Origin of the sequence: Mycobacterium ulcerans subsp. shinshuense (genome assembly GCF_002355775.1) — a bacterium.
GTDB lineage: Bacteria > Actinomycetota > Actinomycetes > Mycobacteriales > Mycobacteriaceae > Mycobacterium > Mycobacterium marinum.
Genome location: NZ_AP017624.1, coordinates 1596882 through 1620183, shown reverse-complemented (window position 1 = coordinate 1620183; position 23302 = coordinate 1596882). Strand labels below are relative to the sequence as shown.

The window sequence follows — 23302 nt, the reverse complement described above, 5'->3', positions numbered from 1 at the left end:
CAGACGAGCAGGCAGCGGCAACCCTAACCCATCATGGCGCACCGTGGGCCAACGGCTCGGCCGGCCCGACCAGATCCAGAGCGATATCGACGAGCAAGTCCTCTTGCCCGCCGATCAGGCCGCTGCGACCGGCCTCCTCGAGCAGACTGCGCGCGTCCATCCCGTAACGCCCGGCGGTGATTTCGGCGTGCCGCAGGAAGCTCGAATATACGCCGGCGTAGCCCAGCGTCAGCGTCTCGCGGTCGATGCGCACCGGCCGGTCCTGCAGCGGCCGTACCAGGTCGTCGGCGGCGTCTTCCAGGGCGTTCAGCTCGCATCCGTGCGTCCAGCCCAGCCGATTCACCACGGCGATGAGCACTTCCAGGGGCGCGTTTCCCGCCCCGGCACCCATGCCCGCCAGCGAGGCGTCGATGCGGCGGGCACCATGCTCGACGGCCACCACCGAGTTCGCCACGCCCAGCGACAGATTGTGGTGCGCATGGATGCCCAATTCTGTTGCCGGATCCAAGTTCTGGCGCAGCGCGTCAAATCGCTGCGCAACGGCCGCGCCGGTCATCGCACCTCCGCAGTCGACGACGTACACGCAGGACGCCCCATAGCCCTCCAGCAGTTTGGCCTGTTCGGCCAACAATTTCGGGATGGTCAGGTGGCTGATCATCAGGAATCCGACGGCGTCCATACCGAGGTCACGGGCGGCCCCGAGGTAGCGAGCAGCCAGATCGGCTTCGGTGCAGTGGGTACCCACCCGAACCACGCTCGCGCCGGCGCGGTGCGCGTCTTCGAGGTGGGCGACGCCGCCAATCCCGGGCAGCAGCAATGTCGCCACCCTGGCGCGATCGACAGCGCCGGCGACAGCTTCGATCCATTCCAGGTCGGTGTGCGCGCCGAAGCCGTAACAGCAGCTCGACCCGCCCAGCCCGTCACCGTGGGCGACCTCGATGGAGTCGACCCCCGCATCGTCGAGGGCCCTGGCAATCGCCACGGCTTGGGCGATGCCGTACTGGTGACGCACCGCGTGCATGCCGTCGCGCAAGGTGACGTCGCTGATGTACAGATCGCCAATCATATTTTCGCCTTTAGCGTTTGAGCGTGGCGTTCGACGATCGCCTCGGCGGTGGCCTTGGCCGCCGACGTCACGATCGCGACGTTTCCGGCGCAGGCTGGCAGGTAGCCCCCGGCAGCGGTGATCTCGAGCAGAACGGTGATCCGAGTGCCACCGAACTCCCCCGTCCCCGGAATGTAGAGCGTGTTGCCGCTGCCCAACCGCTCCAATTGCACGCGATGCTTGAGCCGGTAGCCGGGCAGCAAGGCTTGGACTCCGTCGACCACGGCCAGTACGTCCGCCTCGATCCGAGCCACCTCGTCAGCTTGGTCAACCAGGCAGAAGACGGTGGTGCGCATCGGCATCGGTGGATCGGCGGGGTTGACGATCGTGAGCGTCTTGGCCCGGCGCGCGCCACCGAGCTCTTGGACCGCGGTCGTGGTTAGTTCGGCGAATTCATCGAGGGTCACCCGCTCAGCCGGCCCCAGGGCCTGCGAGGCGATGGCAGAAACAACTTCGGCATAGCGCACCACCCCGTGCCGGCGCACCGCGGCGACGATGGGCGCCGCCGCCTGTGCGCTGCAGGTCGCCATGCTCAGGTTCGGCGCGTCGAGCTGGGCATCGAGATTGACTGCCGGCACGCAGCATGGGCCGATCGCGGACGCGGTGAGGTCGAGCATCCGTACGCCGGTATCGGCCAGCCGCGCCCAATTGCTCTGGTGTGCGCCGGGGTTGGTGGTGTCGAAAACCAGGCGGATATCCGCAAACTCGGGCATGCTCAGCAGCCCGTCAACCAGGGCTCCGGCGTTGTTGATTAGCAGGCTTGTGAGCTGGGTTGATGATCTTTGGTGCCGCGCTATTGGGGCCGGAGTGTAGGCACGGGCTATCTGGAGAACGATCGAGTTGGTTACTGTTCGTCGTTGGTCTGGAGTTGCCCGTGCCTACCGTTTCAGTATTGCCTGTGTCGTCGGTTCCAGAGGCAGGGCTCCGGCGTTGTTGATTAGCAGGCTTGTGAGCTGGGTTGATGATCTTTGGTGCCGCGCTATTGGGGCCGGAGTGTAGGCACGGACTATCTGGAGAACGACCGAGTTGGTTACTGTTCGTCGTTGGTCTGGAGTTGCCCGTGCCTACCGTTTCAGTATTGCCTGTGTCGTCGGTTCCAGAGGTGTTCGACCGCTGGAGTCCTGGTGAGCGCAGCGAGCTCATCGGATCGGAGTTTCTCGATGTGTTGGCCTCGGTGCCAGACCCGAGGGACCCACGTGGTCGGAGGTATTCGCTGATGGCTTTGTTGGCGATCGCGGTTCTGGCCACTGCCGCGGGGATGCGCGGCTATGCTGGTTTTGCCACATGGGCGGCCACCGCTCCCGATGATGTGTTGGCCCAATTAGGGGTCCGGTTCCGGCGGCCCAGTGAGAAGACCTTCCGCGCTGTTTTGTCTCGGCTAGACCCCGCCGACCTCAACGCCAGGATGGGCAGTTACTTCACTGCACACGTGGCCAGCAGCGACCCCAGTGGATTGGTGCCGATCGCGTTGGACGGCAAGATGCTGCGTGGTGCTTTACGCGCCAAAGCGACAGCCACGCATCTCGTGTCGGTGTTCGCCCCAGGGCTCCGGCGTTGTTGATTAGCAGGCTTGTGAGCTGGGGAATTGTGGATTGAGGAGGTCTAGGCGGCGGTTGGCGGTCAAAGCGGTGATCCGGCAGGCTTCGGCGATGTTGTCGGCGCCGTTGAGGCGGTGCAGATTGATCGCGGTGTTGCGTAGCGTTGCTAGGACCTGTGCGCCGTTTCCGGTATGTGCCCTTTGACGGTCTTCGTCGAAGGTGACGTCGCGTATCCAGTGCAGGCTGTTCTCGATTCCCCAGTGTTGACGCATCCAGGTCATGATCGCGGTAGGGCGGGCGTGCTCGAACGGCAGGCTGCAGATGGCATAGACCACCTCCACGCTGCGCTGGTCGGTGGCGGTGATCAAGCGTTCACGAGTGATCCGGATGATTTGTTTTGCGTAGGGGAAGCCGATTCCTCGTGCAGCGCAGGGCTCCGGCGTTGTTGATTAGCAGGCTTGTGAGCTGGGTTGATGATCTTTGGTGCCGCGCTATTGGGGCCGGAGTGTAGGCACGGGCTATCTGGAGAACGATCGAGTTGGTTACTGTTCGTCGTTGGTCTGGAGTTGCCCGTGCCTACCGTTTCAGTATTGCCTGTGTCGTCGGTTCCAGAGGTGTTCGACCGCTGGAGTCCTGGTGAGCGCAGCGAGCTCATCGGATCGGAGTTTCTCGATGTGTTGGCCTCGGTGCCAGACCCGAGGAACCCACGCGGTCGGAGGTATTCGCTGATGGCTTTGTTGGCGATCGCGGTTCTGGCCACTGCCGCGGGGATGCGCGGCTATGCTGGTTTTGCCACATGGGCGGCCACCGCTCCCGATGATGTGTTGGCCCAATTAGGGGTCCGGTTCCGGCGGCCCAGTGAGAAGACCTTCCGCGCTGTTTTGTCTCGGCTAGACCCCGCCGACCTCAACGCCAGGATGGGCAGTTACTTCACTGCACACGTGGCCAGCAGCGATCCCAGTGGATTGGTGCCGATCGCGTTGGACGGCAAGATGCTGCGTGGTGCTTTACGCGCCAAAGCGACAGCCACGCATCTCGTGTCGGTGTTCGCCCACCGTGCCCGATTGGTGCTCGGTCAACTCGCTGTCGCCGAGAAAAGCAATGAAATTCCCTGCGTACGTGCCCTGCTCACGCTGCTGCCGGGTAGCTTGCGGTGGCTGGTCACCGTGGATGCGATGCATACCCAGGTCGTCACCGCGAAGTTGATCTGCGCCACCTTGAAGTCGCACTACCTGATGATCGTCAAGTCCAACCAAGCCAAAATACTTGCGCGTATCACCGCGCTGCCCTGGGCCGAGGTGCCCGCAGCCGCTACCGACGACTCCCGCGGCCACGGCCGTGTCGAGACCCGCACCCTGCAAATCATCACCGCTGCACGAGGAATCGGCTTCCCCTACGCAAAACAAATCATCCGGATCACTCGTGAACGCTTGATCACCGCCACCGACCAGCGCAGCGTGGAGGTGGTCTATGCCATCTGCAGCCTGCCGTTCGAGCACGCCCGCCCTACCGCGATCATGACCTGGATGCGTCAACACTGGGGAATCGAGAACAGCCTGCACTGGATACGCGACGTCACCTTCGACGAAGACCGTCAAAGGGCACATACCGGAAACGGCGCACAGGTCCTAGCAACGCTACGCAACACCGCGATCAATCTGCACCGCCTCAACGGCGCCGACAACATCGCCGAAGCCTGCCGGATCACCGCTTTGACCGCCAACCGCCGCCTACACCTCCTCAATCCACAATTCCCCAGCTCACAAGCCTGCTAATCAACAACGCCGGAGCCCTGCCGCCTAGACCTCCTCAATCCACAATTCCCCAGCTCACAAGCCTGCTAATCAACAACGCCGGAGCCCTGGCCCCGGACCGAAGGATTCGAGCCGAATTTGCCTCCGGCGATAGCACGGCAAAATTCACCTAACCCACCTCGTTCATCCGGATCGAGCAGGACCAGCAATACGCAAGCGTATGGCGCGAACGTTAGCCCAGGCGGCCGAATGACGTTCACGTTTCAGCCCAATGTCGCAGGCGCAATTGCGGTCGCACAGACATCGAAATGCGCAGGCATTTCGAAATTGAACGTTTTCAGCCGATCGACCGGCGCCCTGATGGTGCGGCGTTGCCGAGGCCGGCCCCCGACTCGCGCGAAGCTGCGCGCAGGGCCCTTGTTCACCACCAAAAGAGAAAGTAATGTCACTTTAAGTTTTGTATCCGACGAGTCCCGGAGCACCCATGGAATCGTTCGTTCACCTGCGCAAAGGCAGGACACCGCGGCGCCTGCACGCCGACCTCGACGGGCTCAAGGACGACGAGCTCGGCCGCGGCGGGTTCACCGGCCGCACCGCGAACCTCTACCGTCGCCATGACCCCACCGCCTACCGCGCGGTGGGACCGTTGCGCCCCGTCGACGTGCTGGCCGACCAGCTCGAGCCCAGCGATGCCACCGACGCCAACGGCGGCCCGCTGCTGATGTTCAGCAACGCCGACTGCCGCATCCTGCTCAGTCGCCGCCACCAAGTGATGCCGTTCTACAACCGCCATGTCGACGGCGACCTGCTGTGCTTCGTGCACGACGGCGCCGGGCTGCTGGAAACCGAGTTCGGGCCGCTGCGTTACCGCACCGACGACTGCGTGTATATCCCGAAGGCGACCACCTGGCGCCAGCTGCCGGACACCGAGACGACGCTGCTCATGGTGGAGGCCACCGACGAGTTCCGCGTCCCCGCCCCGGACGCGCTCGGCCGGCACTTCCCCTTCGACCCATCCCAAGCCGTGATCCCCGAACCGGCCCCCGTCGATAACCCGCCGGGGTTGGGGGCGCGCGACGAATACCAAGTCCGGCTCGTACATGAGGGTGGCCCGACAACGCTTTTCTACCAACATAATCCGATCGACGTCGAAGGCTGGCGGGGCGACAACTTCGCCTTCACCTTCAACATCGCCGACTACAACGTGATCACCTCCGACAGTGTGCACCTGCCCCCGACGGTGCACCTGTTCATGCAGGCCACCGGCGTATGCGTGATGAACTTCCTGCCCAAACCCGCCGAAGGAGTTCCGGGGACCGAGCGCACACCCTGGTATCACCGCAACGTCGACTATGACGAGATCGCGTTTTTCCATGGCGGCTCGCTCTACGGCATCCCGATGCCGCCGGGGCTGATTTCCTATGCACCGCAAGGGGTTCATCACGGCGCACCCGAACGTGCCCGGGAACGGGCCCGGCGCAAGTTCGCCGAATATTCCCGCATCGACTGGCAGGTCATCGCCGTCGACACCCGCCGGCGCCTGACACCCTCGCCCGCGGTGCTGGCCCACGACCTGGGGCAACACTGACCATGGCGACCCGACACGAATACGATCGAATCCCCTATCTCGTTGCCTTCCAGAACAATTCCGGGGTCCGCGATGTTTATGGCGGACTCGCCGAGATCACCGTCCTGGAGGGCTATCTGCTCAAGCCGAAGGACAAACCGTCGGAGACCGTGCTGGTATTCATGCACCCGATCGGCGGCGGCGCATATCTGCCGATGATCAACGCACTGGCCCGCGCCGGCCACCACGTCATCTACTGCAACAGCCGGTTCCGCGGCACCGACTCGGCGCTGCTGATGGAGAAGGTGGTCGAAGATCTCGGCGAATGCATCAAGGACGCGAAGAAGCGGCTGGGCTACTCCAAGGTGGTACTGGCCGCAGGGCTCCGGCGTTGTTGATTAGCAGGCTTGTGAGCTGGGGAATTGTGGATTGAGGAGGTCTAAGCGGCGGTTGGCGGTCAAAGCGGTGATCCGGCAGGCTTCGGCGATGTTGTCGGCGCCGTTGAGGCGGTGCAGATTGATCGCGGTGTTGCGTAGCGTTGCTAGGACCTGTGCGCCGTTTCCGGTATGTGCCCTTTGACGGTCTTCGTCGAAGGTGACGTCGCGTATCCAGTGCAGGCTGTTCTCGATTCCCCAGTGTTGACGCATCCAGGTCATGATCGCGGTAGGGCGGGCGTGCTCGAACGGCAGGCTGCAGATGGCATAGACCACCTCCACGCTGCGCTGGTCGGTGGCGGTGATCAAGCGTTCACGAGTGATCCGGATGATTTGTTTTGCGTAGGGGAAGCCGATTCCTCGTGCAGCGGTGATGATTTGCAGGGTGCGGGTCTCGACACGGCCGTGGCCGCGGGAGTCGTCGGTAGCGGCTGCGGGCACCTCGGCCCAGGGCAGCGCGGTGATACGCGCAAGTATTTTGGCTTGGTTGGACTTGACGATCATCAGGTAGTGCGACTTCAAGGTGGCGCAGATCAACTTCGCGGTGACGACCTGGGTATGCATCGCATCCACGGTGACCAGCCACCGCAAGCTACCCGGCAGCAGCGTGAGCAGGGCACGTACGCAGGGAATTTCATTGCTTTTCTCGGCGACAGCGAGTTGACCGAGCACCAATCGGGCACGGTGGGCGAACACCGACACGAGATGCGTGGCTGTCGCTTTGGCGCGTAAAGCACCACGCAGCATCTTGCCGTCCAACGCGATCGGCACCAATCCACTGGGGTCGCTGCTGGCCACGTGTGCAGTGAAGTAACTGCCCATCCTGGCGTTGAGGTCGGCGGGGTCTAGCCGAGACAAAACAGCGCGGAAGGTCTTCTCACTGGGCCGCCGGAACCGGACCCCTAATTGGGCCAACACATCATCGGGAGCGGTGGCCGCCCATGTGGCAAAACCAGCATAGCCGCGCATCCCCGCGGCAGTGGCCAGAACCGCGATCGCCAACAAAGCCATCAGCGAATACCTCCGACCGCGTGGGTCCCTCGGGTCTGGCACCGAGGCCAACACATCGAGAAACTCCGATCCGATGAGCTCGCTGCGCTCACCAGGACTCCAGCGGTCGAACACCTCTGGAACCGACGACACAGGCAATACTGAAACGGTAGGCACGGGCAACTCCAGACCAACGACGAACAGTAACCAACTCGATCGTTCTCCAGATAGTCCGTGCCTACACTCCGGCCCCAATAGCGCGGCACCAAAGATCATCAACCCAGCTCACAAACCCGCTAATCAACAACGCCGGAGCCCTGGTACTGGCCGGATGGAGCGGCGGCGGCTCGCTGTCGGTGCTCTACCAGCAGCAGGCCCAGCGGCCGACACTGACGGCCAGCCCCTCCGGCGACGGCCCCGACCTGACCCAGCTGGACCTGCCCGCCGCCGACGCCATCATGTTGCTCGCCGCGCACATCAGCCGCCACGGCACGCTCACCGAATGGCTGGACGCCTCGATCATCGACGAATCCGATCCGAGCAAACGCGATCCCGACCTGGATCTCTACGACCCGAACAACCCCAACCAACCGCCCTACAGCGCACAGTTCCTCACCCGCTACCGGCAGGCTCAGATCGACCGCAACCGGCGCATTACCGCCTGGGTGAAAGACAAGCTGGCCGAACTCGAGGCCAGCGGGCGCCCCGACTCCGATGTTGCGGAGTTCTGCTTCGTGGTGCACGGCACCATGGCCGACCCGCGCTGGCTCGATCCCAGCGTCGACCCCAACGAGCGCACGCCCGGCACCTGCTATCTGGGTGATCCGCAGGTGGTGAACATGAGCCCGGTCGGGCTTGCACGCTTCTGCACGCTGCGCAGCTGGTTGTCGCAATGGAGCTACGACGATGCGCGGGGCGACGGCGTGGTATGCGGCCGGGATCTTGCCGTCCCGGCACTGGTCATCGGTAATCTGGCCGATGACGCTTGCACGCCCAGCCACACCCGACGACTCTTCGAGGCCATCGGGCATGCCGACAAGGAGATGTACGAAATCCCTGGTGCTACTCACTATTACGCGGGCCCCGACCAGCGCGACAAGCTAGGTCAGGCCGTCGACATTGTCACCGACTGTCTGCTGCGACACGACTTTGCGAGCAGGCCATGACCGAACCCGGGGCACTGGACGGTATCCGGGTGCTCGAACTGGGCACCCTGATCGCCGGCCCCTTCGCCGGCCGGCTCCTCGGCGACATGGGTGCCGACGTCATCAAGGTGGAAGCGCCCGGCGCCCCCGACCCGCTGCGGACCTGGGTCCAGGCCGAAGTCGACGGACACCACGTGTTCTGGACGGTGCATGCCCGCAACAAACGGGCCATCACGCTCGACCTGCGCCGGCCGCAGGGCCGGGAGCTGTTCCTGGAGCTGGTCGACAAGTCCGACATCGTGGTGGAGAACTTCCGGCCGGGCACGCTGGAGAAGTGGGACCTGGGCTACGACGTACTGCGCGAACGCAACCCCGGCATCATCCTGGTGCGGGTATCGGGTTACGGGCAGACCGGCCCTGATGCCCACAAGGCCGGTTACGCGTCGGTAGCCGAGGCGGCCAGCGGGTTGCGCCATCTCAACGGCTTCCCCGGCGGACCCCCGCCCCGGCTGGCCCTGTCCCTGGGCGACAGCCTGGCCGGGATGTTCGGCGCCCAAGGTGCGCTGGCCGCCCTGTACCGCCGCAGCGTCACCGGGACGGGCCAGGTGGTCGATGTCGCGCTGACCGAATCCTGTTTGGCTCTGCAGGAGTCCACCATTTCGGACTACGACGTGGGCGGAGTGGTGCGTGGGCCGTCCGGTACCAGGCTGAATGGTATCGCGCCGTCCAATATCTATCGCAGTGCCGACGAATCGTGGGTGGTGATCGCGGCGAACCAGGACACCGCGTTCACGCGGCTGTGCCAAGCGATGGGATGTCCGGAGTTGGCCACCGATGACCGCTTCGCCACCCACCGCGCCCGCGGCCGCAACCAGGACGAACTGGACAAGATCATCGGCGCGTGGGCCGCGCAGCGCCAACCCGATGAGATCATCGAAACGCTTTCGGCCGCGGGGGTGATCGCCGGGCCGATCAATACCGTCGCCGAAGTGGTCAAGGATCGGCAACTGCGGGCCCGCGGCATGCTGGTCGAGCACTACGACGAACGAATCGGGCGCAACGTGCTGGGCCCCGGGATTGTGCCGGCGCTCTCCGAATCCCCCGGCCAGGTGCGTAGCGCCGGGCCTGCGCGGCCGGGGCAGCACAATGACGACGTCTACATCGGCTTGCTGGGCAAGAGCATCGAAGAGCTCGAGCAGCTGCGCGCCGAGGAGGTGCTATGACGACCCACGTCACCATTCGCGAGGTAGCGCTACGCGACGGATTGCAGATCGAGAAGCCGGTGCCGTTGTCCGCCAAGCTGGAGCTGCTGGCAGCGGTGGCCGCAACCGGAGTCCGTGAAGTCGAGGCGACGGCGTTCGTGTCGCCGTCGAAAGTGCCGTCGATGGCCGACGCCGCCGAACTCGCCGCGGAGCTGCACAGCTACCCCGACATCGAGTTCTCCGCGTTGGTAGCCAGTCCCAACGGGGCCAGGCGGGCGATTGCCGCGGGCTTGCACGCGATCGAATACGTGGTGGCGGCCAGCAATTCGTTCAGCATGGCCAATGTCGGACGGAGCACCGCCGACGCGACCGATCAGATCAGCGAGATCCTCGCCATCGGCCGCGACGGCGAGGTCACCGTCGAGGTGATCGTGGCCACCGCTTGGGACTGTCCGTTCGACGGGGCCGTCGCGCCACAGCAAGTTCTCGACATCGCGGCCACCGCCGTTGACCAAGGGGTGGACCGGTTCTCGATCGCCGACACCATCGGCACCGCCACGCCCGGCCGGGTCAGTGCGCTCATCGCGCAGCTGGGGCCGGTGCTCGGCGACATGCCGCTGGGCGCGCACTTCCACAACACCCGCGGCTCCGGGCTGGCCAGTGCCTATGCGGCGGTGTGCTCCGGTGTCACCCGGCTGGACGCCTCGGTCGGCGGGCTCGGCGGTTGCCCCTTTGCACCCGGGGCCACCGGAAACATCGCCACCGAGGACCTGGTGTACCTGCTGGCCGACAGCGGCTTTGCCGTCGATGTCGACTTGGCCGCCGCCATCGCCGCGGCCGAGGTGGCCAAGGCGGTTGTTGGCCATGACCTGCCAGGCGCACTCTTGCGCGCAGGAGACCGGATTCGCAGCTGATGCCCGCCCGGCAAGAGTCACGAGAACTCAGCTCCAAAGGCCGCCAGACCCGGCAGGCCATCGAGCAGGCCGCGCGCAAGCTGTTCGCCGAGCGAGGATTCCACGGAACCACGCTGGCCGACATCACCTCCGCCGCGGGCAAGTCCTCAGCGGTGTTCTACCGATACTTCACCGACAAGGAAGACCTACTGGCCGCCCTGGCGCAGTCGTTCTTACACGATGTGGTGACTCCCTCCGGGGTCAGCCTGCAACTGCCGGACTCTCCCGACGATGACACGTTCTTCACCGCGGTGGTGACCGGCTACTGGAACATCTTCAAACAGAACATCGGCATCATGATCGCCGTCGACCAACTGGCCGCCACCCAGCAACGCTTTGCCGCGGTGCAGAACCAATTCCGGCGCTTCGGCATGGACATCATCGCCGCCTCGGTACGGCACGCGCAGGATCAGGGCTACGGAACCGAACTCAACCCGGACCACACCGCGGTGGCCATCGCGTTGTTGTTCGAGAACTTCACCTCGGTCCTGGTCGGCACCTCGGGATCCTCGGGACCCGGCGGCCTGGGTGTCACCATCACCGACGAGGACGCCATCACCACGCTGTCGCGGATCTGGAAGAAGACTCTATACGGTTTCTAGCGGCACGACAGGAGGAGATTCAACGTGGAATTCACTCTGCCAGAACATCTTCAGAGCCTACTGGCCCAGATGGACGATTTCATCGAGGCCGAGATCAAACCGCTGGAACACGAACACATTCAATACTTCGACCATCGTCGCGAGCACGCCCGCACCGACTGGGACAACGATGGTGTCCCGCGCCGGGAATGGGAAGAACTGCTAGCCGAGATGCGCAGGCGCGCCGACCAGGCGGGCTGGCTGCGCTACGGGCTGCCGGCCCGGTTCGGCGGTCGCGACGGGACCAACCTGGACATGGCCGCCATCCGCGAACATCTGGCGCACAAAGGCCTTGGCCTGCACAACGACCTGCAAAACGAGTCCTCCATCGTCGGCAACTTCCCGCAGGTCATCATGATAGATCGCTTTGGCACCGACGCTCAGAAAAGCGAATGGACCGAGGCGCTCATCACCGGCGAGCGGTCGATGGCGTTCGGGCTGACCGAGCCGCTGCACGGGTCGGATGCCACCTGGATGCAGACCCGGGCCGAGCACGCCGGTGACAGCTGGATCATCAACGGCGCCAAGCGGTTCAACACCGGTGTGCATCGCGCGACCCACGACCTGGTGTTCACCCGAACCTCGGGCGAGCCGGGGCAGGCCCGGGGCATCACCGCGTTCCTGGTCCCAACCGACACCGCGGGATTCAACGTCCCGTACTACTGGTGGACGCTGAACATGCCCACCGATCACGGCGAGGTCGAGCTCACCAACGTGCGCGTCCCCGATGACGCGGTGCTGGGCGAGGTCGATCGGGGCCTCGAGGTGGGCCAGACTTTTCTGCACGAGAACAGGATTCGCCAGGCGGCCAGCAGCCTGGGCGCGGCCCAATACTGTATCGACCGGGCCGTCGGCTACGCCGGCGAACGCCGCGTGTTCGGCAAGCCGCTGTCGGTGAACCAGGCCATCCAGTGGCCGCTTGTCGAACTGCAGACCGAGGCGCAGATGGTGCGGCTGCTGGTGTACTACGCGGCCTGGCATCTGGACCGAAATCACCATATGGAGGTGTCCGACAAGGTCTCGATGGCCAACTACCGCGCAAACCGACTGGTGTGCGAGGCCGCCGACCGGGCCATGCAGGTGTTCGGCGGCGTCGGCTACAGCCGGCACGAACCATTCGAGCACATCTATCGCCACCACCGCCGATACCGGATCACCGAGGGCGCCGAGGAAATTCAGATTCGCCGGGTCGCGCAGCGGCTGTTCAAGTTTGGCCAGAAGTGACCGAGTTGGCCGACCGCCTGGCCACCGTGTTGCGCCCGATGCTGGGCACCGAGGTGGCCATCGACAAGCTGCGCGCACTGACCGGCGGAGCCAGCAGGACCACCTGGGCATTCGACGCCGTTACCGGCCACCGACGCCGATCGCTGATCCTGCGCACCGGGCCGCCCGACGATGTGCACGCCGGCATGGAGCTCGAAGCCCGCGTTCAGGCCGCCGCCGCGGCCGCCGGTGCACCGGTCCCCCACGTGCTGGTCGCCGACGACTCCCCCGCCGCACTCGGCAATCCGTTCCTGATCTGCGACGAGGTCGGCGGCGAAACCATCGTCCGGCGCATCCAACGCCAGCTCGACGACGCGGGCCGGCAGCGGCTACTGGGTGAATGCGCGCAGGCGCTGGCCGCGATTCACCGCGCCGACGCCGGCGACGCCGGCCTTGTCCACGAAGACCCGGTGGCGCACTGGCGTGAACGGCTCGACGCGATGGGTGAGTCCACCGCCACCTTCGAATGGGCGTTCCGCTGGCTCGATGCCCATCGGCCGGCCGAGTCGGCACCGGTTCTGGTGCACGGCGACTACCGGATGGGGAATCTGATCGTCGAGGGATCCAGGCTTGCCGCCGTACTGGATTGGGAGCTGGTGCACGTCGGTGCGGGATACGAGGACCTGGCCTGGTTCTGCGTGCGGGCCTGGCGGTTCGGGGCTCCGGCCAGCTACGGCGCCGGCGGGCTGGGCAGCATCGAGGACTTCATGCGGGCCTACGAGCGAGCCGGCGGCACCGCCGTCGACCGAGGCGCTTTTCACTGGTGGCTGGTGTTGGCCACGCTGCGTTGGGGCGTGATCTGCCAATACCAGGCATGGCGCCATTTGAGCGGGCAGGCCCGCTCGGTGGAGTTGGCGACGATCGGCCGACGGGTATGCGAGAACGAATGGGATCTGCTGGACCTATTGGAGGGGGCCTGATGCGCACCGGCGACTACGGGCGTCCAACCGCGGCCGAGCTCGTGGCCGCCGTCGCCGAGTTCCTGGAGGGCGATGTCCGGGCGGCGACCGACGGCCAGGTCAACTTTCATGCCAGGGTGGCCGCCAATGCCCTGCGCATCGTCGAGCGAGAGCTGCTCGGCCCCGGTGACGCCGAGGTGCGGACCGCGCTGGGCGAGTTGGGCTTCGCCGACGAGGCCGCTCTGGTCGCGGCCATCCGGGCCGGCGAACTCGACGGTCGCGCCGAGGTGGTCATCGGGTGCCTGCGCACACTGGTGCGACATCGATTGGCAGTTGCCCACCCCGGATATGACAGCGAATAGGAGCCCGGCGCATGCCCCCACCGCCCCTATCCAGCACCGAGGCTATCACTAAGATAGCCGACCGATTGTTCACCGCGATCGAGAACGGCGACCGGGCCGAAGTCGACCGGATGTGGAGCCCCGACATTGCGGTCTGGCGGGTCGGCGCGCGCCGGGACAACGACAAGGCGCGCGCGCTGCGGGTGATCGATTGGTTCCTCTCGGCGACCACCGAGCGCCGCTATGAAATCCTGGACCGTCGGGTGTTCAGCGACGAATCAGCCAGCGGCTTCGTCCAACAACACACGTTGCACGCGACCGGCCGAGCCGGCCAGGTGATCGCGATGCGGGTCCGCATCGTGATCAAGCTGGACAGAGATGGTGTGATCAACCGTATCGACGAATACTTCGACCCCTCCGAACTCGCGCCCCTGCTCGACTAGGGCGCCGACGAGCTCGACAACCGCGAGGAGCGATGATGACGACCCTGGAAGCTCTGCTGAGCGATCCCGACGCCCAAGGCCCATGGCATCTCGTCGCCGACCGCTCGACCATCACCTTCAAGATCAAGAACATGTGGGGTCTGCTGACCGTCAAGGGCGAATTCACCAACTTCGGCGGCTACGGCGAGTTGGCCGACCACGGCGCAGTCTCCGGTTATCTGGAGATCGAAACGGCCTCGGTGCGCACCGGCATCGGCAGCCGGGACAAGCATCTGCGCTCGGCCGACTTCTTCGATGTCGAGCGTTTCCCGCAGATCCGCGTGGTGGTCACCGGACTGCAGCCGACCAACGGCCGCGGGGCCGACCTGCGGGCGAACTTCACCATCAAAGGCGTCGGCGACCCGGTACCGCTGCCGGTGACAATCACCGAGTTCGGCGACGGCTCGGTGCGGATCTGCGGCGAGGCCGAAATCGATCGCGCGCAGTTTGGCCTGGACTGGAACAAGTTCGGGGTGATGGCCAGGACGGCGACCGTGTCGGCGGTGTTGGTCTTCGCCCCGGCGCGGGTCGTCTGATTCAACGCGGGTCCAGCACACTTGCCGTGGTGCCACCCGGCGCCGGGCAACCGGAGACCAGTAGCATCTGCACCGTGGCCGACTCCAGCGAAGACCTGCGGATCCTCGTCTACAGCGACAATGTCCAGACCCGCGAACAGGTAGTGCGGGCGCTGGGCAAACGGCTACATCCGGACTTGCCCGCGCTGACCTACGTCGAGGTGGCGACGGGCCCCATGGTTTTGCGGCGAATGGACGAAGGCGGCATCGACCTGGCCATTCTCGATGGTGAGGCGACACCCACCGGGGGCATGGGAATCACCAAGCAGCTCAAGGACGAACTGGATAACTGCCCGCCGCTGGTGGTGCTCACCGGCCGCCCCGACGACGCCTGGCTGGCCAGCTGGTCGCGGGCCGAGGCCGCGGTGCCTCACCCCATCGACCCGATTGTGCTGGGCCGAACGGTGCTGGGTCTGCTCCGCGCGCCCGCGCTGTAGCCCAAGCGCTTGGTCCGGCCCGGTGTGGCCGACCGGTCAGCAAGGCCCGCTGGGGATCCCGCGGGCGGGGGTGGTTTCCTGCGACGGCAGGGACTGTGGGAACGGCACCCGATAGGGATTTCCCTGCGGGGAGCCGGTGTAGGGATTCGGGTTCACCCCACCGTGCCCAACCACACGTTGGGAATGCACTGCGGCAGCTTGGGCAGGGCGGCCAATCCCGGATGACTCAGGCTGGGCCGCGACGGGTTGGGCGGGACGGCGAAGTTGAATGCCGAGGTCATGTCGCCCACCGTGCTGTCGCGCCAGGGGGTGAGATTGGGGATCGGTACCGAAAACCGCTTGCTGATCAACTTCAGCTGCGAGGTGTGGTCGAGCACGTCGTGGACCATCAAGCCGCCGCGGCTAAACGGCGAGATGACAATGCCGGGGACGCGATAGCCCAAGCCGATCGGCCCGCGTATGCCACCGGCCCCCGAGACCGAATTGATGTCCGGCACGGTGAGGTATTCGCTGGGAATTCCCTCCGGCGCGGTAGGCGGAACGACGTGATCGAAAAAGCCGCCATTTTCGTCGTAACCGACGATCAGCGCCGTCTTCTCCCATACCGCCGGATTGGATAGCAAGATCCTGAGCAGGTTCACGATGGCGACGGCTCCGACGGCCGGCGGGAAGGCGGGGTGTTCGGATTGAGGGGTGTTGGGGACCACCCAGGAAACCTGCGGCAGCCTATTGGCCTTGACGTCGGCCATGAATTCGAAGGGGTAGGTGGGGGCCATTCCGAAGCGAGCCAACTCTGAGCGCGGGTCCTGCGCTTGCTTGAAGAACATCACTATGTCGTCGTAGGTGTAGTTGAAGTACTGGTTGAGGACCGGCCCCAGGGTCTTGTTTCGATACAGCTTCCAGCTGATGCCCCCGGCGCTGAGATTCTCCGGCATCGTGGTCCAACTGAACCGGCCGATCGGGTCGGTCGGAGGGCTGGTCAGCTGCGGGCCACCCTGGGTGCCGTCGGCACCGAGGCTGGCGCTCAACCAGTACAGCCGGTTGGGCAGGGTGGGACCGAGCACCGAGGAAAAGTACCGATCGCACACCGTGAACGTGTCCGCGAGCAGGTAGTGGATCGGGATGTCTTTGCGGGTGAGATAGCCCATCGTCACCGGGACGTTGCCGCCGTTGGGCACCGGACTGTGGCCGACCTGCGCCGGCAACCAGTTGTCGTTAGCCCCGCCGTTCCAGGACTTGTGCATCGCTTCCCAGGAATGATCGGGGTCGCTGAGGCATTCGCCGTCGACGAACGGTCCCCGCGTGGTGTCGAAGCGGTAGGGCATCGTGATGCCCGCGGGGTCAATTGTCTGGGCCTGCGGGTTCCAGCCTTTCTGCTGGAAAAGTGGTGAGCCGCTGTCGAAACCGTCGGTGGCCGAAAGTGTGCCGAAATAATGATCGAAGAACCGGTTTTCCATCAGGAAAAACACAAAGTGTTCTATGTCGCTCAAGTGACCGGAGCAGGGCCCGGCCCCGTAAGCTTTTTCTATCACCGGTCCAGCGAAGGACATTAGCGCTCCAGCGCCGTCAGCAGCGGCTTTGGCCAAAACCTTGCGACGCGACATACCGCCGAGTTTGTTCATCTCCCCTCCCACGTATTTCACGTCAAGTTAGGGGAACGCGGGCATAAAGCGCCGCAGCGACATAGTCACGTGTCGCAGTGCACGAATTTGTTTACCGAGTAGCCACCCCAGGGCTCCGGCGTTGTTGATTAGCAGGCTTGTGAGCTGGGGAATTGTGGATTGAGGAGGTCTAGGCGGCGGTTGGCGGTCAGGGCTCCGGCGTTGTTGATTAGCAGGCTTGTGAGCTGGGGAATTGTGGATTGAGGAGGTCTAGGCGGCGGTTGGCGGTCAAAGCGGTGATCCGGCAGGCTTCGGCGATGTTGTCGGCGCCGTTGAGGCGGTGCAGATTGATCGCGGTGTTGCGTAGCGTTGCTAGGACCTGTGCGCCGTTTCCGGTATGTGCCCTTTGACGGTCTTCGTCGAAGGTGACGTCGCGTATCCAGTGCAGGCTGTTCTCGATTCCCCAGTGTTGACGCATCCAGGTCATGATCGCGGTAGGGCGGGCGTGCTCGAACGGCAGGCTGCAGATGGCATAGACCACCTTCACGCTGCGCTGGTCGGTGGCGGTGATCAAGCGTTCACGAGTGATCCGGATGATTTGTTTTGCGTAGGGGAAGCCGATTCCTCGTGCAGCGGTGATGATTTGCAGGGTGCGGGTCTCGACACGGCCGTGGCCGCGGGAGTCGTCGGTAGCGGCTGCGGGCACCTCGGCCCAGGGCAGCGCGGTGATACGCGCAAGTATTTTGGCTTGGTTGGACTTGACGATCATCAGGTAGTGCGACTTCAAGGTGGCGCAGATCAACTTCGCGGTGACGACCTGGGTATGCATCGCATCCACGGTGACCAGCCACCGCAAGCTACCCGGCAGCAGCGTGAGCAGGGCACGTACGCAGGGAATTTCATTGCTTTTCTCGGCGACAGCGAGTTGACCGAGCACCAATCGGGCACGGTGGGCGAACACCGACACGAGATGCGTGGCTGTCGCTTTGGCGCGTAAAGCACCACGCAGCATCTTGCCGTCCAACGCGATCGGCACCAATCCACTGGGGTCGCTGCTGGCCACGTGTGCAGTGAAGTAACTGCCCATCCTGGCGTTGAGGTCGGCGGGGTCTAGCCGAGACAAAACAGCGCGGAAGGTCTTCTCACTGGGCCGCCGGAACCGGACCCCTAATTGGGCCAACACATCATCGGGAGCGGTGGCCGCCCATGTGGCAAAACCAGCATAGCCGCGCATCCCCGCGGCAGTGGCCAGAACCGCGATCGCCAACAAAGCCATCAGCGAATACCTCCGACCGCGTGGGCCCCTCGGGTCTGGCACCGAGGCCAACACATCGAGAAACTCCGATCCGATGAGCTCGCTGCGCTCACCAGGACTCCAGCGGTCGAACACCTCTGGAACCGACGACACAGGCAATACTGAAACGGTAGGCACGGGCAACTCCAGACCAACGACGAACAGTAACCAACTCGATCGTTCTCCAGATAGCCCGTGCCTACACTCCGGCCCCAATAGCGCGGCACCAAAGATCATCAACCCAGCTCACAAGCCTGCTAATCAACAACGCCGGAGCCCTGGGTTGGCGGTCAAAGCGGTGATCCGGCAGGCTTCGGCGATGTTGTCGACGCCGTTGAGGCGGTGCAGATTGATCGCGGTGTTGCGTAACGTTGCTAGGACCTGTGCGCCGTTTCCGGTATGTGCCCTTTGACGGTCTTCGTCGAAGGTGACGTCGCGTATCCAGTGCAGGCTGTTCTCGATTCCCCAGTGTTGACGCATCCAGGTCATGATCGCGGTAGGGCGGGCGTGCTCGAACGGCAGGCTGCAGATGGCATAGACCACCTCCACGCTGCGCTGGTCGGTGGCGGTGATCAAGCGTTCACGAGTGATCCGGATGATTTGTTTTGCGTAGGGGAAGCCGATTCCTCGTGCAGCGGTGATGATTTGCAGGGTGCGGGTCTCGACACAGCCGTGGCCGCGGGAGTCGTCGGTAGCGGCTGCGGGCACCTCGGCCCAGGGCAGCGCGGTGATACGCGCAAGTATTTTGGCTTGGTTGGACTTGACGATCATCAGGTAGTGCGACTTCAAGGTGGCGCAGATCAACTTCGCGGTGACGACCTGGGTATGCATCGCATCCACGGTGACCAGCCACCGCAAGCTACCCGGCAGCAGCGTGAGCAGGGCACGTACGCAGGGAATTTCATTGCTTTTCTCGGCGACAGCGAGTTGACCGAGCACCAATCGGGCACGGTGGGCGAACACCGACACGAGATGCGTGGCTGTCGCTTTGGCGCGTAAAGCACCACGCAGCATCTTGCCGTCCAACGCGATCGGCACCAATCCACTGGGGTCGCTGCTGGCCACGTGTGCAGTGAAGTAACTGCCCATCCTGGCGTTGAGGTCGGCGGGGTCTAGCCGAGACAAAACAGCGCGGAAGGTCTTCTCACTGGGCCGCCGGAACCGGACCCCTAATTGGGCCAACACATCATCGGGAGCGGTGGCCGCCCATGTGGCAAAACCAGCATAGCCGCGCATCCCCGCGGCAGTGGCCAGAACCGCGATCGCCAACAAAGCCATCAGCGAATACCTCCGACCGCGTGGGTCCCTCGGGTCTGGCACCGAGGCCAACACATCGAGAAACTCCGATCCGATGAGCTCGCTGCGCTCACCAGGACTCCAGCGGTCGAACACCTCTGGAACCGACGACACAGGCAATACTGAAACGGTAGGCACGGGCAACTCCAGACCAACGACGAACAGTAACCAACTCGATCGTTCTCCAGATAGCCCGTGCCTACACTCCGGCCCCAATAGCGCGGCACCAAAGATCATCAACCCAGCTCACAAGCCTGCTAATCAACAACGCCGGAGCCCTGTCATGCCACCCGGCCGACAGTTAAAGTTTGCGCAAAGCCCGGAGGACGGGCTTTCGCGGGTGAGCGCGCTCGGGCGCCGGCTTCTCAGCCACCCCGCATTTGAATGCCGGACGGTTCCTGCACGCGAGAGCGCAATTCCCCGGCCACCGCCTCCGGCCGCAACGGCACCACGGTGTCCTCGGCAGCTGTCTGTTCGGCACCATCTTGTTGATCCTGCGTTGGCGCCGACCGCTTCGATTCCGTTCCGGCCGGCGAAGAACGCAGCGGCGACGCGGGAATTCCGGTAGTACCGGTGGCCCGCGTTGCCTGAGACTTCGATCCCGGTGCGGCCGCCGCGGCAATGCCGGGATCCGCCGTCGGCAAAACCGCCATTTGCGGTACCGGCGCTTCGACTTCCTCCGGCGCCGGAGCCGCTGCCTCGGGTTCTGGAGCCGCGGGGGCGGTCTCTCGGACCGGCGGGCCGGCGTTCACCGGCCCGGATTGACCACCACCGGCCGCCATCGCGGCGCGGGCGGCAGCCATGCCAGCGATCGGCATGGCCATGGCTCCCATCCCGGGAGTCGCCGCGCCGGCACTGGCGGCCATTCCGCCACCGCCACCGCCGACACCGCTACTCGCGCCATCGACGGCACCGCCCGGGGCCCCCATCGCACCGGAATCTGCGCCGCCCCCACCACTGGCGTAACCGCCCGCACCAACCAAACCGGCACCTCCGGCACCGCCACCAGCAACAACGCTGGAGCTGGCGTCACCACCAGCATTGGCGCCGGCGGTGTCGCTGCCCGCACCCGCGCCACCTTGGCTCCCAGGGCTCCCAGCGGCGCCGCCCACCATCCCGGACCCGCCGGCAAAACCACTACCGGCACCGGCGCCGCCCGCCAGGCCGGAGGCAAGCCCCGGCAAGCCCTTCAGCACGGATTGCCACGGCACCACTTGCGCCGCCACCGCCGACACCCCGGAGTAGTACCCGGACATCGCCGCAACGTCGGCGGCCCACATCTCTTCGTAGATGGACTCGGCAGCCGCTATCGCCGGTGCGTTCTGACCGAACAGATTCGACATCACCAGCTGCACGAATGCATTGCGGTTGGCCGATATCGATGTCGGAAGCACCGTTGCGGCCTGCGCCGCCTCGAACATGCTTGCCACGGCCCGGGCGTTGCCCGCCGCTCCAGCCGATTGCGCCGCGGCCGCGGCCAACCAGCCCGCGTACGGCGCCGCCGCCGAGGCCATCGCCATCGCCGCCGAACCCTGCCAGGCCTGACCCGCCAACCCTGCGGTCACCGAAGCAAACGATTGCGCCGCGGTGCTCAGCTCCTCGGCAAGCCCCTGCCAGGCCGCGGCCGCCTCCAGCATCGGCGCTGTGCCAGCACCAATAAACATTCGCAGAGAATTGATCTCCGGTGGCAGCACAAAGAAACTCACGGCATCAATCCTCCCAGATCGCGGGGCAGTATTGCACTGCCTTTCGCGAACTCCCCAGCGACAACCCGCCAGCAGCAAACATTAGCAACAAGTGGTGCCAGTTATCCGACGGTTTACCTGACTTTCATAGGAATCCGCACCGGCACTCGACGGCAACCAGCTACGTCAATCGGCGGCAATCGCCGATGCCGCGACCCCGCGCTGACCCTGGCCGCTCATCACCGTGACCAGCAAGCCAGGCGCGACGCGGCCGCGCATCCTGGGGATGTCCACCAGGTTGACCCCCGGCATGTAGCCCCGCCGAAGCGCGACTATGTTGAAGGTCACTGTGACGGTCCACGCGCCCGGTCCGTCACAGCAGCCCAGTCAGCTGCCCGGCCGCCGTGTTGGCGGCCCGTACGACGGATCATGGAGCGACTTGAACGCTTACATACCCATCCTGGTACTGGCGACGCTCGCCGCCGGCTTCGCCGTGGTCTCGGTTGTGATCGCAAGCCTGGTCGGACCGACCCGCTTCAACCGGTCGAAACTTGCCGCCTACGAATGCGGAATCGAACCCACCGAGGCGCAAGCCGGGGCCAGCGGCCGCGAAACGGCGAGCGGGCAGCGGTTCCCGGTGAAGTATTACCTGACCGCAATGTTGTTTATCGTCTTCGACATCGAAATCGTGTTCCTCTATCCATGGGCGGTCAGCTTCGATGCGCTGGGGACGTTTGCTCTAGTTGAGATGGCGATATTCATGCTCACGGTGTTCGTGGCGTACGCATACGTGTGGCGCCGCGGGGGCCTGACGTGGGATTGAGGTAGGTCGTGGGACTGGAAGAACAGCTACCCGGCGGAATCCTGTTGTCGACAGTCGAGAAAGTAGCGGGCTATGTCCGCAAGAACTCACTGTGGCCGGCAACGTTCGGGCTGGCATGCTGCGCAATCGAGATGATGGCAACCGCGGGGCCGAGGTTCGACATCGCCCGGTTTGGGATGGAGCGGTTTTCGGCGACGCCACGCCAAGCGGACCTGATGATTGTGGCGGGGCGGGTCAGCCAGAAGATGGCGCCGGTGCTGCGCCAGATCTACGACCAGATGGCCGAGCCGAAATGGGTTCTGGCCATGGGCGTGTGCGCATCGTCGGGCGGGATGTTCAACAACTACGCGATCGTGCAAGGCGTGGACCACGTTGTTCCGGTCGACATCTACCTGCCCGGCTGTCCACCCCGTCCGGAAATGCTGTTGCACGCAATCCTCAAGCTGCACGAGAAGATTCAGGAAATGCCGCTGGGCGTCAACCGGGAACGCGCCATCGCCGAAGCCGAAGAGGCGGCGATGTTGGCCAGGCCCACTATCGAGATGCGTGGATTGCTGCGATGAGCTCGCCAGACCAGAACCCATCAGACGCAGCGGGCCAAACCGGCTCCTCCAATGAAGAAGTGGTCGACGTGCGTCGCGGCATGTTCGGCGTCAAAGGCACCGGCGACACCTCCGGATACGGGCGACTGGTGCGCGAGATCGTGCTGCCGGGCAGTAGCCCCCGCCCGTACGGCTTCTACTTCGACGAGATCGCCGATCGCTTGGCCGAGGCGCTGAACCGCGACGGCGTCGAATTCGAGGATGCCATAGAGAAAGTCGTGGTCTATCGCAACGAGTTGACCCTGCACGTTCGCCGCGAGGCCCTACTGCGAGTCGCACAGTCCCTCCGCGACGAGCCGGAATTGCGCTTTGAGCTGTGCCTGGGAGTCAACGGGGTGCACTACCCGCATGAGACCGGCCGCGAACTACACGCGGTTTACCCGCTGCAATCGATCACCCACAACCGTCGCCTGCGGCTGGAAGTGTCTGCCCCCGACAGCGATCCGCATATCCCGTCGCTATACGCCGTCTACCCGACCAACGATTGGCACGAGCGCGAGACATACGACTTCTTCGGCATCATCTTCGACGGGCATCCCTCGCTGACGCGAATCGAGATGCCTGACGACTGGCAGGGGCACCCACAGCGCAAGGACTATCCACTCGGCGGCATCCCGGTCGAATACAAGGGCGCGCAGATACCCCCGCCCGACGAGCGAAGGGGTTACAACTGAT

The 23302-nt window shown here is 64.6% G+C and carries 22 protein-coding genes and 5 pseudogenes; 18 read left to right on the top strand and 9 right to left on the bottom strand.

What is annotated here, in order from left to right; all coding sequences use genetic code 11:
• Positions 1–31: 31 nt before the first annotated feature.
• Both dmpG and SHTP_RS07440 read right to left on the bottom strand, forming a co-directional pair.
• Positions 32–1066, bottom strand: a complete 1035-nt coding sequence (gene dmpG / locus SHTP_RS07445; RefSeq protein ID WP_096370202.1) for a 4-hydroxy-2-oxovalerate aldolase — start codon at positions 1064–1066, stop codon at positions 32–34.
• Positions 1063–1941: an acetylating acetaldehyde dehydrogenase gene (locus SHTP_RS07440; protein ID WP_420872964.1), complete on the bottom strand. Its 879-nt coding sequence runs from the start codon at positions 1939–1941 to the stop codon at positions 1063–1065. The genes dmpG and SHTP_RS07440 overlap by 4 nt, the downstream gene beginning before the upstream one ends.
• Between SHTP_RS07440 and SHTP_RS26890 the strand changes: the two genes are divergently transcribed.
• Together SHTP_RS26890 and SHTP_RS26880 are read left to right on the top strand one after the other, a co-directional pair.
• Entirely contained in the window at positions 1881–2042 is a 162-nt protein-coding gene (locus SHTP_RS26890) for a hypothetical protein (RefSeq protein WP_157756288.1), read from the top strand. The genes SHTP_RS07440 and SHTP_RS26890 overlap by 61 nt on opposite strands.
• 123 nt (positions 2043–2165) lie before the next feature.
• A pseudogene (locus tag SHTP_RS26880) lies at positions 2166–2645 on the top strand (ISAs1-like element IS2404/ISMul1 family transposase); the annotation flags it as partial.
• A gap of 21 nt (positions 2646–2666) precedes the next feature.
• Here SHTP_RS26880 and SHTP_RS07430 read toward each other — a convergent pair.
• Positions 2667–3071: pseudogene (locus tag SHTP_RS07430) on the bottom strand (ISAs1 family transposase); the annotation flags it as partial.
• Positions 3072–3215: 144 nt separating this feature from the next.
• On the opposite strand from SHTP_RS07430, the gene SHTP_RS07425 reads away from it, so the two are divergent.
• The 3 genes and pseudogenes from SHTP_RS07425 to SHTP_RS07415 all read left to right on the top strand — a co-directional run.
• Positions 3216–4418: an ISAs1-like element IS2404/ISMul1 family transposase gene (locus SHTP_RS07425; protein WP_420872963.1), complete on the top strand. Its 1203-nt coding sequence runs from the start codon at positions 3216–3218 to the stop codon at positions 4416–4418.
• 463 nt (positions 4419–4881) lie between these two features.
• Positions 4882–5985 carry a homogentisate 1,2-dioxygenase gene (locus SHTP_RS07420; RefSeq protein WP_096370200.1) on the top strand — a complete coding sequence of 368 codons (1104 nt, stop codon included), beginning with the start codon at positions 4882–4884 and terminating at the stop codon, positions 5983–5985.
• A gap of 2 nt (positions 5986–5987) precedes the next feature.
• Positions 5988–6341 (top strand): annotated as a pseudogene (locus SHTP_RS07415) (alpha/beta hydrolase family protein); the annotation flags it as partial.
• Positions 6342–6362: 21 nt separating this feature from the next.
• Here SHTP_RS07415 and SHTP_RS07410 read toward each other — a convergent pair.
• Complete coding sequence (locus SHTP_RS07410; RefSeq protein WP_420811867.1) at positions 6363–7565, bottom strand: ISAs1-like element IS2404/ISMul1 family transposase; 1203 nt, start codon at positions 7563–7565, stop codon at positions 6363–6365.
• Between the two features lie 140 nt (positions 7566–7705).
• Here SHTP_RS07410 and SHTP_RS07405 point away from each other — a divergent pair.
• From SHTP_RS07405 to SHTP_RS07360, 10 genes and pseudogenes are all read left to right on the top strand, one after another.
• Positions 7706–8554: pseudogene (locus SHTP_RS07405) on the top strand (alpha/beta hydrolase); the annotation flags it as partial.
• Entirely contained in the window at positions 8551–9756 is a 1206-nt protein-coding gene (locus tag SHTP_RS07400; RefSeq protein WP_096370199.1) for a CaiB/BaiF CoA transferase family protein, read from the top strand. The pseudogene SHTP_RS07405 and the gene SHTP_RS07400, both read left to right, overlap by 4 nt.
• Entirely contained in the window at positions 9753–10649 is an 897-nt protein-coding gene (locus SHTP_RS07395) for a hydroxymethylglutaryl-CoA lyase (protein ID WP_011740412.1), read from the top strand. The genes SHTP_RS07400 and SHTP_RS07395 overlap by 4 nt, the downstream gene beginning before the upstream one ends.
• A complete protein-coding gene (locus SHTP_RS07390) occupies positions 10649–11290 on the top strand; it encodes a TetR/AcrR family transcriptional regulator (protein ID WP_012393335.1) in 642 nt (213 codons plus the stop codon). The genes SHTP_RS07395 and SHTP_RS07390 overlap by 1 nt, the downstream gene beginning before the upstream one ends.
• A gap of 24 nt (positions 11291–11314) precedes the next feature.
• Entirely contained in the window at positions 11315–12553 is a 1239-nt protein-coding gene (locus tag SHTP_RS07385) for an acyl-CoA dehydrogenase family protein (RefSeq protein ID WP_096370198.1), read from the top strand.
• Entirely contained in the window at positions 12550–13512 is a 963-nt protein-coding gene (locus SHTP_RS07380; protein ID WP_096370197.1) for a phosphotransferase family protein, read from the top strand. The genes SHTP_RS07385 and SHTP_RS07380 overlap by 4 nt, the downstream gene beginning before the upstream one ends.
• Positions 13512–13853: a DUF6285 domain-containing protein gene (locus SHTP_RS07375; protein ID WP_096370196.1), complete on the top strand. Its 342-nt coding sequence runs from the start codon at positions 13512–13514 to the stop codon at positions 13851–13853. Before SHTP_RS07380 ends, SHTP_RS07375 begins: the two co-directional genes overlap by 1 nt.
• Before the next feature lie 11 nt (positions 13854–13864).
• The gene (locus SHTP_RS07370) at positions 13865–14275 is read left to right on the top strand and encodes a nuclear transport factor 2 family protein (protein WP_096370195.1); all 411 of its coding nucleotides are present in this window, start codon (positions 13865–13867) and stop codon (positions 14273–14275) included.
• Positions 14276–14310: 35 nt separating this feature from the next.
• Positions 14311–14850: a YceI family protein gene (locus tag SHTP_RS07365; RefSeq protein ID WP_096372369.1), complete on the top strand. Its 540-nt coding sequence runs from the start codon at positions 14311–14313 to the stop codon at positions 14848–14850.
• Positions 14851–14924: 74 nt separating this feature from the next.
• A complete protein-coding gene (locus SHTP_RS07360) occupies positions 14925–15326 on the top strand; it encodes an Rv3143 family two-component system response regulator (protein ID WP_096372368.1) in 402 nt (133 codons plus the stop codon).
• 36 nt (positions 15327–15362) lie between these two features.
• On the opposite strand, the pseudogene SHTP_RS07355 reads toward SHTP_RS07360, so the two are convergent.
• From SHTP_RS07355 to SHTP_RS26860, 5 genes and pseudogenes are all read right to left on the bottom strand, one after another.
• A pseudogene (locus SHTP_RS07355) lies at positions 15363–16930 on the bottom strand (phospholipase C).
• A 226-nt stretch (positions 16931–17156) separates the two neighbouring features.
• Positions 17157–18359, bottom strand: coding sequence for an ISAs1-like element IS2404/ISMul1 family transposase (locus SHTP_RS07350; RefSeq protein ID WP_420872962.1), 1203 nt, complete (start codon positions 18357–18359; stop codon positions 17157–17159).
• 123 nt (positions 18360–18482) lie between these two features.
• Entirely contained in the window at positions 18483–19655 is a 1173-nt protein-coding gene (locus SHTP_RS07345) for an ISAs1-like element IS2404/ISMul1 family transposase (protein ID WP_420872961.1), read from the bottom strand.
• Between the two features lie 227 nt (positions 19656–19882).
• Complete coding sequence (locus tag SHTP_RS07340; RefSeq protein WP_096370192.1) at positions 19883–21223, bottom strand: PPE family protein; 1341 nt, start codon at positions 21221–21223, stop codon at positions 19883–19885.
• A gap of 165 nt (positions 21224–21388) precedes the next feature.
• Positions 21389–21550 carry a hypothetical protein gene (locus SHTP_RS26860; RefSeq protein ID WP_157756286.1) on the bottom strand — a complete coding sequence of 54 codons (162 nt, stop codon included), beginning with the start codon at positions 21548–21550 and terminating at the stop codon, positions 21389–21391.
• 91 nt (positions 21551–21641) lie between these two features.
• Here SHTP_RS26860 and SHTP_RS07335 point away from each other — a divergent pair, with 91 nt between their 5' ends.
• Genes SHTP_RS07335 through SHTP_RS07325 form a run of 3 tightly spaced genes read left to right on the top strand, consistent with a single transcriptional unit; the run spans position 21642 to position 23301 of the window.
• Positions 21642–22025: an NADH-quinone oxidoreductase subunit A gene (locus tag SHTP_RS07335; RefSeq protein ID WP_011740422.1), complete on the top strand. Its 384-nt coding sequence runs from the start codon at positions 21642–21644 to the stop codon at positions 22023–22025.
• An 8-nt stretch (positions 22026–22033) separates the two neighbouring features.
• Entirely contained in the window at positions 22034–22588 is a 555-nt protein-coding gene (locus tag SHTP_RS07330; RefSeq protein WP_011740423.1) for a NuoB/complex I 20 kDa subunit family protein, read from the top strand.
• A complete protein-coding gene (locus tag SHTP_RS07325) occupies positions 22585–23301 on the top strand; it encodes an NADH-quinone oxidoreductase subunit C (RefSeq protein ID WP_012393325.1) in 717 nt (238 codons plus the stop codon). The genes SHTP_RS07330 and SHTP_RS07325 overlap by 4 nt, the downstream gene beginning before the upstream one ends.
• Position 23302: the final 1 nt, after the last annotated feature.